Consider the following 16,339-nt stretch of genomic DNA (forward strand, 5'->3'; position numbering starts at 1 on the left):
TAAAGGACTGCCTTTTTCTTGGCAGTCTTTTATATAACATACTGGACTCGGATATATTGTCCTCCCACACTAAACATATACTACCCCCATAATTACAGCAATCACCACAAACGGCACCGGTATGATAGGGATCATCCCTAAAAAGCCCAAAAAATTCCCCGATTCTCTTCTATTGATAATCAAATAGATGATATTTGGAATTAGAGCGAGGATCACCAATTGGAATATTGCTTTCAAAACCCCATTGATATATTGGCCACCATCTTCTCCGAGAATAATGGCTACAAATAATAAGAATGACAGTACTATATACATCGGAAAAATTTTTATATTGAAACGTATAAATTTTCTAAACATAGAATCACCTCTTATTTAATTTAGAAGGAGAATAATCCTCCCTCCCCCTGAATAATTATACCTAGAAATATTAACACACAGGCCTTTAATACTAAATTATAAATAAAACTACAACAAAAATTGACAAAATATTCTTTCTATTTATGGTAGTATTGGTTCATCCCTTTGTAAACTACTCTTATGACTATCACGAAACATACATAATTAGTACTACAATGATTTTATTTTATTGAACATTGAAGGAGGAATTTTAAACATGAAGAAATTATTAACGGCTACCTTGGGTATAGTTTTTGTAATGAATATCATGGTATCGGGGGTGTCGGCTAAGAGTACCATCGTTCCTGGTCATCAGACAGACGATGGCAGTATTCCAGTTGGAGATGTAACAGGCATGTATACTCAAGAAGTTGGCGGTTATCATTATAAAGTTCAATATCGTGGTGACTTTGGAGGAGACCCGTATCTAGACAGCGGATGGATGATCAATCACATCACGAACATGGAAACGGGTGAAAAGTATTTCTACCTTATTGTTCATGAAACTGACCCTCGTTATACTGGAGAAGGTACTCCGATATGGGGAAGTTGGGAATATCACCTTGTGGTCGGTGGAAATCAAACGGATCCAGTAGATAATGGTGTTATTGATATTAACAAACCTAATCACCCTGTCAAACGCTAAATGAGTAACAAGTGGCAAGCAAGTAAAAAGAGACAGGCTTAAAAGGCCAATCTATAAAAGAGTAGTTTACAAAGTGGCTTGTTTTACCTAACAGGGATAAAATTTTACAAAGCAACTCTTCTATTTTTCTATAAGAGACAGCATTTTTCTGTCCAAAGAAAGGAGCCGTCGTGATTCCTAGTGTGGAATCGACGGCTTTTTTATCGTGATTTTGACTGTAACTCGGGTGCTAATTATTGCTGAGTGGGGGGCAATCCTCATTTTTATAAAAAAAGGAAATCGAGAACTATCCCCGATTAACCAACCATAGAAACGGGACACGCTACCTGCCCCCCCGTCCTACATGCCTAGATTCCCTTACCCGCTCATATAATAGGGTAATCAACTGAAAAAGGGGTGAACCACATGAAGAAACTGATTTCTTTGACGTACTTATTCGGGGTTGTGTTCCTTCTGGCAAGTGCACTTTATTTTTTTGCTTCTAATTGGCAGGTGTTTTCCCGACTGGAAAAGGTGGCTTTGGCGGGGTCTTTGATTGTATTGTTCTACGGAGCAACTTTTCTGTTGGAACGTGTATTAAAGGGGGCCCATTTCCTTTCAAATTGGCTCTTGGTCAGCGGGGTGATCTCCTTTGGCTTGTCCGTTGCTCTCCTCGGGCAGCTGTACAATTCCCACGCGGACAGTTATTTATTGTTCCTTGTCTGGTCAATTCCCGCCCTCCTGTTCAGCTTGTACACGAGGTACAACGGTTTTTACGCATTGGCCCATATCCTCATCCATTTGACGATTTACTTCTTTTTATTCCCTTCGTCCCCATTCGGGCACTGGACACCCGCCCATACATGGATCGCGTTCGGAGTCGGAATCATGAACACACTCTTGTTTTTGATCATTAAAAAAGGATGGATCGCTTCAAAGCCGCTTCTTTATCTCAGTCTAGCCTCTGCCAACCTCCTCTTTATGGTCTCAGCATTCAATGAAGGGTATCCCGTTTTCTTCTCCCTCTTTTATATCGTCATCCTGGGGGTTGGGGTGTACCGGTACGTTCACAAAGAAACGTCCATTTTCATCATCCTTTCGATGTTTGGAACGGGCTTTATCATCATTAAAATGTTCGAGTTGATGGCACGGTATGTGTCGAGCCTTTTCTTTGTCGGTCTCTTATTAGCCGCAGTTCTGTTGTTGACGGGAAGTGTTTTCCTTGTGAACTATTTACGGAAGTGTCCCTCCTCCCGTCATTGGACAAAGACGATTTTCGTTGCCAGCGTCACGACCATCGCCTCCGTTTTCATCGTGGCATCTGTCTTCGGTCTGCTTTCGCTGTTCATGGTAGACGTCTCAATGATCACTCTATTTATATTGGCTACAGTATTCGTCATTCCGAGTACGGTAACCAACTGGCCGTCCCCTGTGAAATATTCACTCACGATGACCGGCATCCTCATCGGGATGACGGCAAGTACCTTTGATGACTTTTCGTTTGCGATGTTCTTCGTTCTCGCCTTTGTGTTTTATCTTGAAAAACGGGCCGCTGCGAAGATTGTATTCTACCTTCTATTTCAATTGAACTTGGGGATCTTCCTTGGGCAGACGCTGGAAATGGGCGCACATCCCCTCCTGGCGGTGATGGTGCTCTTGAATGGTGCCGTGTTCCTTGCTGCTCATAAAAGACACGTCATTCAGTACGGGGCGTTTCTCATTGGGATCCTTGCCTTTTTTTCATTAACGGCCATCGATCTTTCGCTGCCGCTTCATATGATCTACACTGCTCTGTTCTTTGTGACCACAACGGTCTGCATCTATTTATTCAAAAAGTGGGATCGCACCTTCTATTGGGTTACATCCCTTGTCTTCTGGTTCATGCTCATCATTCAGCTGTATTACGATTTGGCCTGGAAGCTCGTCCATAAATCCCTGCTCTTTGCCGTATTGGGTGTCCTCTTCATGATGACGGCCGCATACCTGGATAGGAAGGCAAGCCCCGATCTGCAATCCCGCTCGATACTTGCCGGGAAAATCCCGGGGATTCTCCTCATCATCTTCCTTCAAGGGGGATGGATCGGTTATAGTGTCTATTCAAACGAAACCCTTTTACAAAACGGGGAAACGATCCTATTGGAGCTTCAACCTGTCGATCCCAGATCCCTCCTCCAGGGGGACTATGTGCAATTGAATTACACCATTTCTCAGCTCGAGCGCACTTCCATCGATGACACCGGACCCATCACCATTGTGCTGCGGAAAAATGCACAAGGCATCCACGAATATACAGGTGTGTATAGCATGCGCGACGGGGATTGGAATACCCCTTACGAAAAGAAACCCGGTGATGTCCTCCTGAACGGAAAGGTCACAGGTTCATGGGACCACACCGCCCAGGCCACCTACGGGATCGAACACTTTTTCATCCCCGAAGGAACCGGACTGGATGTGGAAGGGAAAGTGAAGACAGCCGTGGTCAAAGTGAGCGACAAGGGAAATGGGATATTGGTGCGGTTGCAGGACTAGGTGGCAGTAGCGAGGGACAAGGGGACAGGGCCCTTGTCCCTCGCTAAACCAAAGAAGGGGACAGGAACCACGGTCTTAAAAAACGTAGTTTCCTGTCCCTTCCCCATCCAATTGGTCATCCGCAAACAAAAAAAGACTCCTTCGCTTCCAAAGCAGCCTTTTCATTGACAGACCGTTCCCGATCAACCAATTCGATTACACATACACTCTCAGACCACCACATTTCATTGTATCCCTGACGGTATGCAATTCAATCTAACGAACCAAGTACTCCCCTCTACTTGGGACACCGAACCTGTCCCCCCGTCCCTTTTTCAATCTTTTCGCGGATGAAGGCTACGTACCTTTCGTCTTTTACGAGTTCGAACATATGTAAGGCACGATTGAAGTAAGATAAGGCTTGTTCCATCTCATCGACCAATTCGTGGTTATATCCGATCTGATAGTTTAATTCCCCCAGCCCCCACAGTTGTTCTTCTTCTATGCACCAGTTGATGGCTCTCCGGCAATAGGAGGTTGATTCTTCATAACTGCCTAACCGCGTCAATATTCTGGATTTATTATAAAATAACCTTGTTTTGATCGATTTATCATGCAGTTGCTCTGTCGCCTTCAATGCCGTTTCAACCAGGTAGAAATAGTGGAGCGCTTCATCATGCTGGTGTAAAGCTGTATGAATGGTTCCTCTGCTTGAAAGAATCTGCATTTCTCTTTCTGTCATGGCTTTTTTTTGATTGGCTGTGATGCAATAGGCCCGATCGAGGATTGAAAAAGACTTCTCTTCATTTTTCTCCACTTCATATGCATAAATCCCTTTATGCCAATAGAGAAGCTGCATTTTTTCCATATCTTTATAGAAAAGTGGATTTTTCTCCTCTATCTTCACTAGATCCATCATGTCCTCGAATTTACGGTTGATTCTGAGAGTTCTCAACTGCTTTTCAACTTCCTGCACATAATCAAGCCGAGGGGTGGTTCCGATTTCAAAAAAGTAATTCACATCGACCCCGAGCTTAACAGAGATTTGGAATAACGCGGTGGCGCTGGGATAGATGTCTCCCTTCTCAATCCGACTGACTAGCGCCTGCGTACAGACACCTTCAGCAAGTTCTCCTTGAGTGAGCCCGACTACCTTTCTCAGTTCTTTTATCTTTTTACCGATTACTGCATAATCCACTGAACTGCCTCCCAGACTTTGTTCTTATTGATAGTTTATCAGAAAGAATGGAACCGGGCCTATCTGCTTTTTAAAACTACTCAAGGGCACTGTGCAAACAATACTTATAAAGATGCGGGACACTGTTCCTGTCCCCTTGTCCCACCTTTAACCAACAACGAATGATAAAAATAACCAACAAGCTCCCTTACATTACCTTTATCTTCTTCCCTGAACTTCACGAGAAAGCATGTAGATGGACCACCTGACACTAAAATATCGAGAGGACATTGGATCTCCTTTTCTGTCAATGAAACATCATCTGTTAATACCTTAAGCTCTTCCAGAATGCCTTTTGAACCTACAGGAATTAAATCCAGAATGGCTGAATGCCTGCAGCATTTGGTGAACAGACTTAAAGGTGCCGCCATTTCCTTCTTTTCCATAACCTGATTCCCTGTTAACGGGGCACCTATTACAGCATACTTATACTCGTATTCTCTCGCTCTTTCATTTTTAACAACCGGTCTTTTTCCAAGAACGGTTATCCCTAAGGCCGATTGCTTTAAAGGAAAGTTGGATTCTGTGCTGCCTGTAATCTGCACTCCTTCTAATTCAGCCTCTTTGAGAGCTGTTTCTGCTCCTTTTTTATACGCTTCCCAAACCATATCTCCTGAGAAGTTGTGGATGATGACTGAAAAGGGATTTGCTTTAACTGCCAACACTTCCATTACCGCTACCCGGGTTGAGTAATAGGCGGTGATTACATCACCCACTTTGACTACATCCTCATCCTTTGTCCCGATCCCGCCGCTGTTATCTGTTCCGACGATGATTTCTTCATTTGAAGATGAAGGAATGATGCTAACGTCTCTCATGACTGCCTCCTCACCCTTTCATGAAAATAACGGTTTAACGGAGGATAAGCGAAATGAGCAATGGTCAGGTTCAGGAAAGACCCTATGCACAGGGAAGGAAGAATCGTAAAATAAAACTCTTTACTGATAATGAAAATAAACGGTAGCGGAGCAATAAAGGCATTGATGGTAAAGAACAAAACTGCCGCAATCACTGGAGATTGTTTGAACATAACACCAAACAACCAGACAGCTCCTGCCATTTCCGCTGCAATCAACACATGCAGCGGTCCCAGCGGAAAACCTGCCAGTAGTGCGGAAATCAAGTGTCCGGACATGGCTGTGACAGCTCCAAACCCTCCACCTATAATGGAAGCGGCAAGCAGTGCGGCAAGTGAATCCAAGGCAACGCTGCCCACGACTGCAGGGATTTTAATCAGCCCTCCAGCAGCACTAAGTGAAACTAAGAGTGCGAGTAATGTAAGCTTATTTGTTCTTTTCATCTGGCCTCACCTTTTTACCTGCTGCAGAGAAGACGTTTGCACTTCTTTCATATTCAACATCCTGCAATCCCATTCTGTAATTGATTGCCCTTGCCAGTGCGAAAAAATAGTCTGATAAGCGGTTTATGTATTGTAACGTCACTTCAGGAATTTCTGCATTTGTTTTGATCAGACTGACGATTTGCCGTTCAGCCCTACGGCAGATTGTACGGGCAATATGGATAGTTGCAGCTGGTCCTGACCCTCCTGGAAGGATAAATTTCTCAAGCGGCGGGGTTTCTCCAATATACTGATCAATCCTCTCCTCGAGATAATCGATCGTTTCGCTTTTAAGCTTCATCGGAAACTTATCCGTCACATTCGCCAGATCCCCTCCACAGTCAAAGAGTTCATGCTGAATTTTCTCCAGGTCATCCAGAACGTCCTGGAAGAGGCCTTTGTCCAATTCAGATACTGCTTTTCCTACGAATGAATTTAATTCATCAATCGTGCCATAAGCCTCTACCCTTACATCATCCTTATCGACACGCCCGCCTATAATGTTGGTCCTACCTTTATCGCCTTTTCTGCTGTATATTTTCATAGTAATCCTTCTCCTTTTAGTAAAGTCCGTATCATTTTTGAAGACTCATATTTTATAAAACATGTGACCACTATCGAATTCCTTCAAACCTATTCAGCCCCTTTTAACCTCTGCGGCAAACCAAACCAGATTTCATACACACTATCCGCAAGCTTTACAAGATCCTGGTATACCCATCCTGTAAGATCCCGCCACTTTCTTTCAGTAGAATCAATAGGTACGATTCCCCTTCCAATATCAGATCCGACCCATATCACGTTTCGCGGCGTTAATGCTCCTTCCCAATCCATCCACGTTTCAAACAGTGAGTGAAATTCACTTCTGATACTATTCATTTCTTTCTCTTTCCTGACTTCATTAAGAATAAGGTACTCGAGGCCTTCCAGTACAACTGTATTCTGAGAAGGATCAGGCTGAGGAAGAGTACATTCTTCAGATAAGTTCACCCACTCCAGCTTTTGCTTATTGGTTTCCCTCACCCATTGGGATTTTCCGTTGAAGGCACCGCCCGTAACGAACTGCATGTTTTTCCCCTCCTCCATTCATCGACTGTCCAACTCAATTCATACCCTCCGCCACATGGAATCTGCCATTCCCAAAAACTTCTTTCTTCTGCCGTCAGCTTCATCAATAAATGTCTTATCACACCGCCATGAGTGACGATCGCTATCCTCTTTGTCTGGCTGTCATAAGGTGGATGACTGCCGGATTTTCCGACATGTTTCGGGTCGTACCCATCACGATTGACGACATCCTTTACCTGCAGCCAGCCCATTCTCAGTCTTTCATAGAAATCACTGAGTCTTTCACCGCCCGGTATTTGAATGCTTGGGTCATTCAGCCATTCCTGGTAAGATCCATTCAATTTTAGTTCCTGGTATGTTTTCGTTTCCCATTTTCCAAAATGGATTTCCCTGAATAAATCGGATTCCAGATGAGGAACATCTCGAAACAGTGCTTTTGCGGTCTGTGTACATCGTACAAGATCACTCGTGATGACCCATTCATATGAAGGATAAAGCGACGCTCTCTTAACCAATTCCTTGCGGCTTGCCTCCAGTATCATGGCATCATGCCATCCAATATACTTTTTGGCGCGGTTTTCTTCTGTCAGGCCATGCCGGTATAAGCCGACAACCACACGATCAACCATAATACTGTCTCAGCTCCTTCCACTGATGCACCAAGCGTGTCTCCAGTGATGCCTCCAAACCACTTGATTGTTTGGCGTCTGATCCATACTGTCAGCAATCCTGCAGCCAAGGTGAACAGCAAAAACAAATCTGCTATTTCCGGCAATACCCAAAAGAAAATGACAGCAATCAGAACATAAGGAATCAAATAAGTCAGCAGGTACATGGGACCCGTGTGCTGTTTAAAATAATGCGCCATCCCTTCTTCCTTGGCCGTTTTACCTGTTACCATCAGGATCCCCATGATTATTCTGCTGAAAAATGGAATGATCCCGATCATGGTTGCGAGAAAAATAGAATCTAATATCATACTTTCATAGATAAATAGGAAGCGGGACGATAACAGGACGATAACTGATATAACAGCAAAAGCTCCAGCCCGCGGATCTTTCATGATCTCCAGACGTTTCTCTTTATCCTGATAAGAAAAATAAGCGTCACTGCTATCCATCCAGCCGTCAAGGTGTATACCTCCTGTAAGGATAATCGGCAATACCCAAACGATAAAGGCAAGGGCCAGAGATGAAAGAGTCGTCCACTCACTCAAGCAGAATAGGAGGCTTCCAACGATACCGCCCATGATCAAACCGAGTATTGGAAACATCATGACGGTCCTTTTTATCATGTCTCTATCCATTTTGAATGAGATCGGAATTGGGAGACTTGAGAAAAATTGAAGGCAGACCAGCAATCCCCATACATAACTTTTCACATTCATCCTGCAGGGAGTCTCCTTCCTTTTTTCAACACTGGTATGCCGTTCTTAACTGAATACGCTTCAGCTGCCATTTCAACAAGCTTTTGGTGAACCATACCCAGTGTTTTCGTAAAATTTCTCACAAAATCATTAGTAGAAACGGGTTCGCAAAAAACATCGTTGCTGACAAAGATTAGCTTGCCAGCGTTCTTGGATAGTTCCTTAACATCCCCAACGACCTTTTCTGTCAACTTTCGTTCATTGATAAATTCAGCTGAAAACATTTCATTGGTCAGCAAAGTCGTCACACAATCAAGTAAGACAATATCTTTGGAGGAGAAGGTTTCAGACAGATAACCAATATTCACCGGGCATTCCCACGTCATCCAACTATGCTCCGATTTTCTTCTGTCATCCTGATGCCTTCTTATCCTTTGACTCATTTCATCATCCACCGCCCTGCCACAGGCAATATAATGCAGGGATGCTTGGGGCAAGGCAGATTGATAGGATTCTGCCCTGCTTTCTGCGAAAGAGCTCTTTCCACTGCGCACTCCTCCACAAATAAAAATCATTTCTGCCGCCATTTGCTTATCCCTCCATCTGCAACTTATATATCAGCGAATTCATAAATAATAGAGCAAAGTCATCACGCACCGACTGAAACACATGATGACATATCCAATGTATAAGGGTCAGCCAACTCCCCCCTCCATAAACCTCGAAAAGCGGCTCCCGCAATGGCGAGAGACGCTCCAACAAGAATGCCAACAGGTACTCGGGTCAGCTTGAACCTATTCACGATAGTGATATCCATTTAATCCACATTATACAGGACAGGGTAACGGAAAATCGTTGTACCGAGGATCGAAATAATACCAGTAACCGGGACTCGCGCCAACCCCAATACCTATCAGCAGTGAGAATATTAAGATCCATACGAAACTATTACATTGTTACTTAAATAAATCCGGATAAACCGCTTTTGCAAGCTCCTCTACGCCTTGTACCAGCCTCGGACCGGTTCTCGTTACTAAATCCGAATGAACGTCATATACTTGTTCATTCTTGATGGCAGGAACACCCTCCCATCCCTCTCTGCTTAACACTAAGTCTTTCGGATTTTCCGTGTAATACCCATAGGTAGTGACAATGACATCAGGATTCAAGGCGATAATGGCCTCTTCATTCATCTTCACCCAGCCTTCCTGTTCTGCAGCTGCATTGTCAGCATTAATCAACGTCAGCATTTCATCCATGAAGGTATCACTTCCAGGAGTGTAAATCTCTGGTGCAGGAGACACTTCTACAAAAACGCTCTTTTTCTCTTCTTTTGAAACTTCAGCTGCTTTCTCCTTCACCGCCTGAAGATCATCTTTCATTTTCCCGATGGTTTCTTCAGCCTGTTCATTTGCATCTGTAGCCTTGCCGATCATTTCAATCGTAGAATAAACTTCTTCGAAACTTTTAGCGTCATGTACGACCAGAACCGTGATACCAGCGTCTCTTATCTGCTGGAGAGCATCCGTTGCCGATCCCATTACCGAAGCATGGGCAAGCACCAGATCAGGTGATAAGGAAAGAATCTTTTCTACGTTGAACTCCATACCGCCGATCTTCTCTTTTTCAGCAGCTTCAGGAGGATAGTTATCAAAATCAGATACTCCAACAACTTTATCAGCCAGCCCTAATTCGAAAGCAATTTCTGTATTACTCGGGATAAGCGATACAATCTTTTCAGGTTTTTCCTCAATCGTTACCTCATTATCCACAGCATCCTTTATGATTACAGGAAATGCTGCCGTTTCCTGGTTTTCAGCTTGTTCCTGATCCGCTGAATCCCCTCCAGCTTTCCCATTAACTGTGTCTCCGTTATTTCCGCAACCGGCAATGACGCCAATGGAAAGTAGCAGTGCAAGCAATAGTAAGTTAATCTTCTTCACGTTCGTTTCTCCCCTTTTTTCATTTCAAAATAAAAAAACATCTCTTCCTGAAGAAAGAGATGACGTGTAAAAGGCATATTTTTGATGTAAACTCAAAATTTATGCGATTTACACCTTCCCTATCCTCGTAGGCTTTTGGTGCACGGTAACAGGCAGGTCTCCTGGCTTATGGTCATTGCCCGCTGCTCCTTCCCATACAAATGTACAGTGGTATTAACAGCAGGCTCCCAAATTACAGTGGCGGGACCGCGTTGGAATTTCACCAACTTCCCTTTTAAGACTTCAGTTCGACTAAAGTCACCTGTTTCGACAATATGTATTAAATTTTCCGCTAGCTAGATTATACACAAGAAAGGTTGAGAGGGGAATCATTTTCCAGAATATTATTTTAATGGTTTAAGTAAAAGGAAGAGTGAGAACCGCCTCCACCTAATTCCACTGTTCCTCAAGCCTATCAAGCATCTCATTTAACTCTTCCAGCCGTCCGCTGCTGCTTCATCTTTTTCCTCCCTTTACCTGCTACAAATTCCTCATCCAACAATGCGACTTCCTCCAACGATTGCACACCTCTCTTAGAGAATGACAGAAAAAGGACACCCTGTTTTGAAATTTTGTTACATAAACGTTTGTTTAACTTTGTAGGTAGCTTTGTGCCAGGGGTTTAGAGATTAATCAAACGTTTGTTTAAAAGGACAAGTGGACAGGTATACCGTCACACTAAAATAATTGGACTATCTAGCTCGCGGTACGATGGACCTGTCCCCCTGTCCCACTTCCTCTAAACCTTTATACCCATATTCCGATAGTAAAAATAAACACCTGCATTATAAAGGAGTGCAATATGTTATTATTTCTACACTTTTTAAAGAAGAAAAAAGAAAAGGACGTACCCATACAAACAAGAAAACCGGCCGCTAAGCCTATAAAGAGGACTTCAGAGGAATTCGCAGCCAGAAAAGGAGAACTCGGTGAATACAAGATAGACATCCAACTTGATCAGCTGCCGAAAGACTGTCGTTACCTGAGCGACCTTCTTGTGAAAAACCCGAAGGCGAAGTCGGGATATTCCCAGATTGATCACGTAGTCTTGACTCCCTATGGCATCTTTACCTTTGAAACGAAAAATTATCAGGGCACCATCTATGGCGGGAAAGACAGAAAAACGTGGCTAGTGAATGGGAAATTTAAAATGATGAATCCGTTTGTCCAAAATTACGGACATATTGCCGCACTGAAGACACTGATTGATGAAAAACACCACCCTTTATTCATCTCAATGGTTTCCTTTACAAAGAGATGCACATTTAAAGTCGGATTAGAATATCGTAAAATCGCATCCAATGAGTTGATTGTCTATGATATCGAATTGTCTGAGTTCATTCACAGAAAGCTTTCGGTTTTGAAGCTTCAGCACAAACAACCGCTACTTAGTGAACCTGACATTTCTACCATTCATCATGCTTTTACTCAAGCGAATATAATTGATCCAACGACCAGGGAGGAACATAAGCTCAAACTAAGCAACCCTGAAGATACCGAGGTGATTGCCGGTGCCTCCGCGGCCTGCGTCGCGTGCAGTAAACCTGTTTCGGCAAAAGTACAGGCGTATTGTCTGGCAAACAAAAGGTTCGGAGGGAAAATCTATTGTTTTGAGCATCAGAAAACAAGGTAGAGCGGGAATCTGCCCCCCTGCTCTACCCCTTGTGGTAATCTTATCCAATGCTTAACCTTTCAAATTATTAAAAGGATTTCCATCAGGATTGGTTCGTATATAACCGCCGCCTTGTTCAAGGGGGGTGTCTATGGAGGAATTCCCGTCACCATCGCGGAAATATCCTTCCACTAAAGTCCCATCTTTACGAATGTAGGGATCTACATAGTGAGGCTCCACAAAGTGAATGTTGTCAGTGCCGGACCCTAAATGTAATGGTTTGAACTGAAATTGATTTGTATACTTCAACGGATCAGAGTAATGATAGATATCCTGGCCATGTCCAGTAAAGGATCCGTCTGACCCATAATCGATCACGGACGGTGTTTGATCCTTAAGTGCCAGATCTGTACTTGTGCCATAGTCCTGATCAAATGCTTCTGAAAGATTTACTGTATTGTTTTCCCATCCATTCATTTCAACGCTTCCTCCTTCATTAATTCTGTTAGATAAAGTTTCAGTTCTTTAATCTTTTCCCTGTGAGCATGGATTTCAGCTGCCTCTGTTTGATGTCTTGCCGCCTCTTCTTTAAGAATCATGTGATAACTTGTTATTAAACGACTAAATTCTTCAAGAGAAAGCCTGTTAATTTCACTGATTCCCTTTCTGATATACTGGTTCAACTGATATTTAAAGTCATCAAGAAGGACGTTAATCTGAGTATGCACGGAATATATAAGGTCCGGCTTGATATTGGCTAGTTGCTTCTCAGCGATCTTTTGAGAAATATAAGGCAGGCCAGCCATCCCAACTACCGGAAGGAAGAAAGGACCTCCCAATAAAAGTGCAAGAGAACCAACGCCCCCCAGCAAAACACCTGCTTTCACATTGGCATTTCCGCTGCGGGCATTCAGAATAGGGATATCGCCTTGAAACCTCAGATTCTCTCCCCTGTAGGACTGCAATTTTACACTTTGCTGAAAAGATTTAGATAATCCAATAGAAACCTCTCTTTCAAGCTTTACAAACAATTGGTGAATATGGTCGCTATACTGATCGATCCATTGATTGAAATGAGCCCGTATTGTATGAGGAATTTGGTTTTCCACAAGGGACTTTATATCAGCACCTTGAAAGAGATTAATTTTATGCTCGATATCCTCCTTCACCTTTTCTCCAAAATATTGAAAAGATTTGTTGATTAGAAAGTTGATCTCTTCTTCTCTCTCAAACAGATAATCTTGCAATTGTCCTTCCCATTTTGCACGATGTTCGAACCAGTTCTCCACCCTGAGTAACTGATCTCTTAGATCTTCAATCGATCTTTCTGTAAGTTCTTCCGCAGTTTCAACCTCTTTAAGCACTGCCTCGTGTATGTCAGCTAATCTTTCTTCAATTCGTTTTTGCTTTTGTTGTGTTCTTGAACCCGATTCTAGTCGTCGCTTTATTTCTGCTTTAATTTCTTCTATACCTGAAACTTGTTTGAGTTCATCGTTGTTCGTTAAATTACCTTCAAGGGCTTCTTTCGCTGATACAGGAAACACCCTATGTTGTCCACCTGCTATACCTTGAATTCTTCTTTCTGAGAATTCGATCACTTCATCCAGTTCGTCTTCATCAATTTGATCTAAGAAATTCATGACGAAAATGGTCCGGTCAAATCCAATTTTCTTTATTCTATTCTCCAGGAATTCCTGCTCTGATTTTTTTATTGCCGCTGTCAGAGAAGACATAAAGATGATGACATCTGCCCGTGGCAAGAACTGATGAGTGATGTCAGCCCGTTGTTCACTTAAATCATTCACACCGGGAGTATCAATTAATACAATACGCTCCTTCAATAACGGTACATCCAAAAATAATTTTATAAACTTGATTTCCTCCGGATTGAAGTCTGAAGAAGCAGTATATCTGTTTAACACCTCAATAGAAGCCTCTTGTTTCTCTATTTCGCCATTTTGTTTAACGATATGAATTTCCTGTTCGCTCCCGTGAAAAATCGCATTAATTGTTGCTGTAGTCGGGGTTACATTTCTTGGCATGATGTCCTGTCCCAACAAAGCGTTTACGAAAGTAGACTTTCCATGTTTGAACTCACCAACCACCATGATCGTATAATAATTTTGAATAATATCCTCTTCAAGTTCCTTTAATGGCTTCAATTGCGAACTATTAGGTAATACAGACTCTAATTTAAGAATCATTTCGCTTGTAACCCGCTTGAAATCTTCGAGATTGGTCCATTCACTACTCATAACACGCCAGCCTTTTCTTTTGTTTTTTTCTGCAGCTGCTTTAATAGACGAGGCAGATCTTTTTCAATCTGTGTCAATCTTGTATCCCTATGATTTAGGATATCTATTGTCTTATGAATATCTTTTTCTTCTAATTGAGTGGTTTTGATAAGCTGGTTTAGCTGTTCGTTCATTTGTTGAATATTTCGTTCAACAATCTCTTTGTATTGACTACGTATTCCCTCTCCCAAATTGCTCCAATCTTTCTTAAAAGAAGAAAGCTTTTTCTTTTTTGATGCTTCGAACTGCTCTAGGAGATCTCGTTTAAATCTTGTTTTTTCATTCTCACCTGTCAGCCATGACCATCCTGCTCTGAAAAGAGCCGTTATTCCACCAGCAATGGCTGTCGCCACATACCCAGCTCCGATGACTACTTTCCCTAACAAGCTGTTACTCTTACCCCAGGCATCGTCTAATTCTTCGAAAATTTCATCAAAAAGGCTGTATTCATTCATTCCATCGTTCTCCTTGACCGCCGGAAGAAGATCATCCTCATGAGGAGAGCTGCTTAAATTCACTAATTCACCTTCTAATCTTCCCCATTCCTCATTCAAATCTCTAGACCTGAGGTTAATGCATGCTTTGGCTGTCTCCGTCATTTTGTTTTTTTTGTTTATATGTAGAGTCCTTTCCAAGGGAGCAATCGTGTTTTCCACTTTTCTGCTTATCTCATTTACACTTAAATGACGAGATTCTTCAAAGGTTTCAAGTCCTTTTGAATAAATTTTTTCAGTTTCCTTTTGATACCATTGTAAAAGGCCTTGCTCTTCTTTTTTAAGCTCCATGTACATTTTTTTCAAAGCTTCATTTCCAGTCTCTTGAGTTTTCACTAATTTAGGGCGGAAGTTTTCTATTTTTTCTTTTAAACCCTCTCTTTTTTTACTTAAAGCATTTCTTTCTAGTGAAATATGCTTTTTCTTTATCTCTTTTATCAGCTTAGTTACTTGTTGAATAGGCTTCTGTAATTTTACAGCTCCCCGTTCAAACTGGAGAAAGTCCGCTAGATTGTTTTCAAGCTCAACAAAGCCGGTATCCTTGAGATCCCATACGGGCATTCTTCGTCCCCTCTTCGATCCAAGCTCTTCTCCATTTTGTTTCCGCCGGGCATTTAATGCCTGTTTTGCAGCCACCATATGAATTTTCGGCTGTTGTAAAACATCCTTCAAGTGAGTATAGGCGAATTCCAATACTTTTCTCTCGTCCTCTTTGCTCTCTAGTAAATCTTTGAAGTTCACAATGATAAAGATTTTTTGAATATCACTGGCCAATAATCGATCTCGCAAAAAACTAAGCTCTGATTCCGATAAGATTTTCAAAGCAGATAAAATGAGAATGGCTGCATCTGATTTTGGAATGATATTATTCGTGATTTCTTCACGCGCCGGGTCTAAATCGTTTGTTCCCGGCGTATCTATGATTTCCACTCCATTTTCAGAAAAAGACAGGGGATGGGCAATTTCTGCGTATTCAATTTCCTGAATGAATTGTACTTGTTTCTCGTATTCTTTTTCTGTTTTCACATCACCTGGAATCGGCTCTTTAGGAGCAACCAGTTTTGCAAAAAGTTCCTCTGTAATCTTCTTAGACCGTTTAGCATCTCGAAAATGTAAGGTAATTCCCGGCTCTGTGCCATACACAATTTTATTTAATATGGTTGTAGTAGGCTTTGCCGATGAAGGAAGTATTTTCTTACCCAAGAGTGCATTAATGAAAGTAGATTTCCCTCTGGAAAATTCGCCTACAACAACGACTTGAAATCTTTCTTCCAACAAATTGTTTTTAATTTCTTTTAATTTCCGCATTTCTATATCAAGCTTCATCTCATCGAGAAGATCTTGAAGCTCGGTTACTTTATCAAGTAATTTCTGCTGTGTAATCGTATAAGTATCCAATGAAAATGTCATTGATTGGT

17 protein-coding genes and 1 riboswitch are annotated in these 16,339 nt (G+C 42.2%); of the genes, 3 read left to right on the forward strand and 14 right to left on the reverse strand.

Translation table 11 applies throughout. The annotated features are described in order from the left end of the window. Window positions 1-69: 69 nt before the first annotated feature. Window positions 70-357, reverse strand: coding sequence for a hypothetical protein (locus ACUXV2_RS17940; protein ID WP_446244510.1), 288 nt, complete (start codon window positions 355-357; stop codon window positions 70-72). A gap of 256 nt (window positions 358-613) precedes the next feature. On the opposite strand from ACUXV2_RS17940, the gene ACUXV2_RS17945 reads away from it, so the two are divergent. Together ACUXV2_RS17945 and ACUXV2_RS17950 are read left to right on the forward strand one after the other, a co-directional pair. Further along, a complete protein-coding gene (locus ACUXV2_RS17945; RefSeq protein WP_446244511.1) occupies window positions 614-1,042 on the forward strand; it encodes a hypothetical protein in 429 nt (142 codons plus the stop codon). A gap of 405 nt (window positions 1,043-1,447) precedes the next feature. After that, a complete protein-coding gene (locus ACUXV2_RS17950) occupies window positions 1,448-3,550 on the forward strand; it encodes a GDYXXLXY domain-containing protein (RefSeq protein WP_446244512.1) in 2,103 nt (700 codons plus the stop codon). Window positions 3,551-3,827: 277 nt separating this feature from the next. On the opposite strand, the gene ACUXV2_RS17955 is transcribed toward ACUXV2_RS17950, so the two are convergent. The 10 genes from ACUXV2_RS17955 to ACUXV2_RS18000 all read right to left on the reverse strand — a co-directional run bounded on the left by ACUXV2_RS17955 (window position 3,828) and on the right by ACUXV2_RS18000 (window position 10,482). Further along, window positions 3,828-4,727 (reverse strand): helix-turn-helix domain-containing protein, encoded by a 900-nt coding sequence (locus ACUXV2_RS17955; protein WP_446244513.1) that lies wholly within the window; start codon window positions 4,725-4,727, stop codon window positions 3,828-3,830. A 104-nt stretch (window positions 4,728-4,831) separates the two neighbouring features. Next, window positions 4,832-5,584 carry an ATP-binding protein gene (locus tag ACUXV2_RS17960; RefSeq protein ID WP_446244514.1) on the reverse strand — a complete coding sequence of 251 codons (753 nt, stop codon included), beginning with the start codon at window positions 5,582-5,584 and terminating at the stop codon, window positions 4,832-4,834. Then, window positions 5,581-6,066, reverse strand: coding sequence for an ECF transporter S component (locus ACUXV2_RS17965; protein ID WP_446244515.1), 486 nt, complete (start codon window positions 6,064-6,066; stop codon window positions 5,581-5,583). Before ACUXV2_RS17965 ends, ACUXV2_RS17960 begins: the two co-directional genes overlap by 4 nt. Continuing rightward, window positions 6,050-6,649, reverse strand: coding sequence for a cob(I)yrinic acid a,c-diamide adenosyltransferase (locus ACUXV2_RS17970; protein WP_446244516.1), 600 nt, complete (start codon window positions 6,647-6,649; stop codon window positions 6,050-6,052). The genes ACUXV2_RS17965 and ACUXV2_RS17970 overlap by 17 nt, the downstream gene beginning before the upstream one ends. Window positions 6,650-6,738: 89 nt before the next feature. Continuing rightward, the gene (locus ACUXV2_RS17975) at window positions 6,739-7,173 is read right to left on the reverse strand and encodes a bifunctional adenosylcobinamide kinase/adenosylcobinamide-phosphate guanylyltransferase (RefSeq protein ID WP_446244517.1); all 435 of its coding nucleotides are present in this window, start codon (window positions 7,171-7,173) and stop codon (window positions 6,739-6,741) included. After that, complete coding sequence (locus ACUXV2_RS17980) at window positions 7,125-7,802, reverse strand: histidine phosphatase family protein (protein WP_446244518.1); 678 nt, start codon at window positions 7,800-7,802, stop codon at window positions 7,125-7,127. Before ACUXV2_RS17980 ends, ACUXV2_RS17975 begins: the two co-directional genes overlap by 49 nt. Further along, window positions 7,760-8,560, reverse strand: coding sequence for an adenosylcobinamide-GDP ribazoletransferase (gene cobS, locus ACUXV2_RS17985; RefSeq protein ID WP_446244519.1), 801 nt, complete (start codon window positions 8,558-8,560; stop codon window positions 7,760-7,762). Before cobS ends, ACUXV2_RS17980 begins: the two co-directional genes overlap by 43 nt. Further along, window positions 8,557-9,126, reverse strand: a complete 570-nt coding sequence (locus ACUXV2_RS17990) for a bifunctional adenosylcobinamide kinase/adenosylcobinamide-phosphate guanylyltransferase (protein ID WP_446244520.1) — start codon at window positions 9,124-9,126, stop codon at window positions 8,557-8,559. The genes cobS and ACUXV2_RS17990 overlap by 4 nt, the downstream gene beginning before the upstream one ends. A 62-nt stretch (window positions 9,127-9,188) precedes the next feature. Continuing rightward, complete coding sequence (locus ACUXV2_RS17995; RefSeq protein WP_446244521.1) at window positions 9,189-9,356, reverse strand: iron chelate uptake ABC transporter family permease subunit; 168 nt, start codon at window positions 9,354-9,356, stop codon at window positions 9,189-9,191. A gap of 139 nt (window positions 9,357-9,495) precedes the next feature. Beyond that, window positions 9,496-10,482, reverse strand: a complete 987-nt coding sequence (locus ACUXV2_RS18000) for an ABC transporter substrate-binding protein (RefSeq protein WP_446244522.1) — start codon at window positions 10,480-10,482, stop codon at window positions 9,496-9,498. Window positions 10,483-10,616: 134 nt separating this feature from the next. Then, window positions 10,617-10,802, reverse strand: a riboswitch (cobalamin riboswitch). 521 nt (window positions 10,803-11,323) lie between these two features. Here ACUXV2_RS18000 and ACUXV2_RS18005 point away from each other — a divergent pair. Further along, window positions 11,324-12,154: a nuclease-related domain-containing protein gene (locus ACUXV2_RS18005; RefSeq protein ID WP_446244523.1), complete on the forward strand. Its 831-nt coding sequence runs from the start codon at window positions 11,324-11,326 to the stop codon at window positions 12,152-12,154. Window positions 12,155-12,205: 51 nt separating this feature from the next. Here the strand turns inward: ACUXV2_RS18005 and ACUXV2_RS18010 are convergent, their stop codons facing one another. The 3 genes from ACUXV2_RS18010 to ACUXV2_RS18020 are packed head-to-tail and all read right to left on the reverse strand — an operon-like array spanning window position 12,206 to window position 16,331. Continuing rightward, window positions 12,206-12,610: a hypothetical protein gene (locus tag ACUXV2_RS18010; protein WP_446244524.1), complete on the reverse strand. Its 405-nt coding sequence runs from the start codon at window positions 12,608-12,610 to the stop codon at window positions 12,206-12,208. Beyond that, window positions 12,607-14,388: a dynamin family protein gene (locus ACUXV2_RS18015; protein ID WP_446244525.1), complete on the reverse strand. Its 1,782-nt coding sequence runs from the start codon at window positions 14,386-14,388 to the stop codon at window positions 12,607-12,609. The genes ACUXV2_RS18010 and ACUXV2_RS18015 overlap by 4 nt, the downstream gene beginning before the upstream one ends. Continuing rightward, window positions 14,385-16,331, reverse strand: a complete 1,947-nt coding sequence (locus ACUXV2_RS18020) for a dynamin family protein (RefSeq protein ID WP_446244526.1) — start codon at window positions 16,329-16,331, stop codon at window positions 14,385-14,387. Before ACUXV2_RS18020 ends, ACUXV2_RS18015 begins: the two co-directional genes overlap by 4 nt. Between the last annotated feature and the right edge of the window lie 8 nt (window positions 16,332-16,339).

Source organism: Rossellomorea sp. NS-SX7, assembly GCF_052828565.1.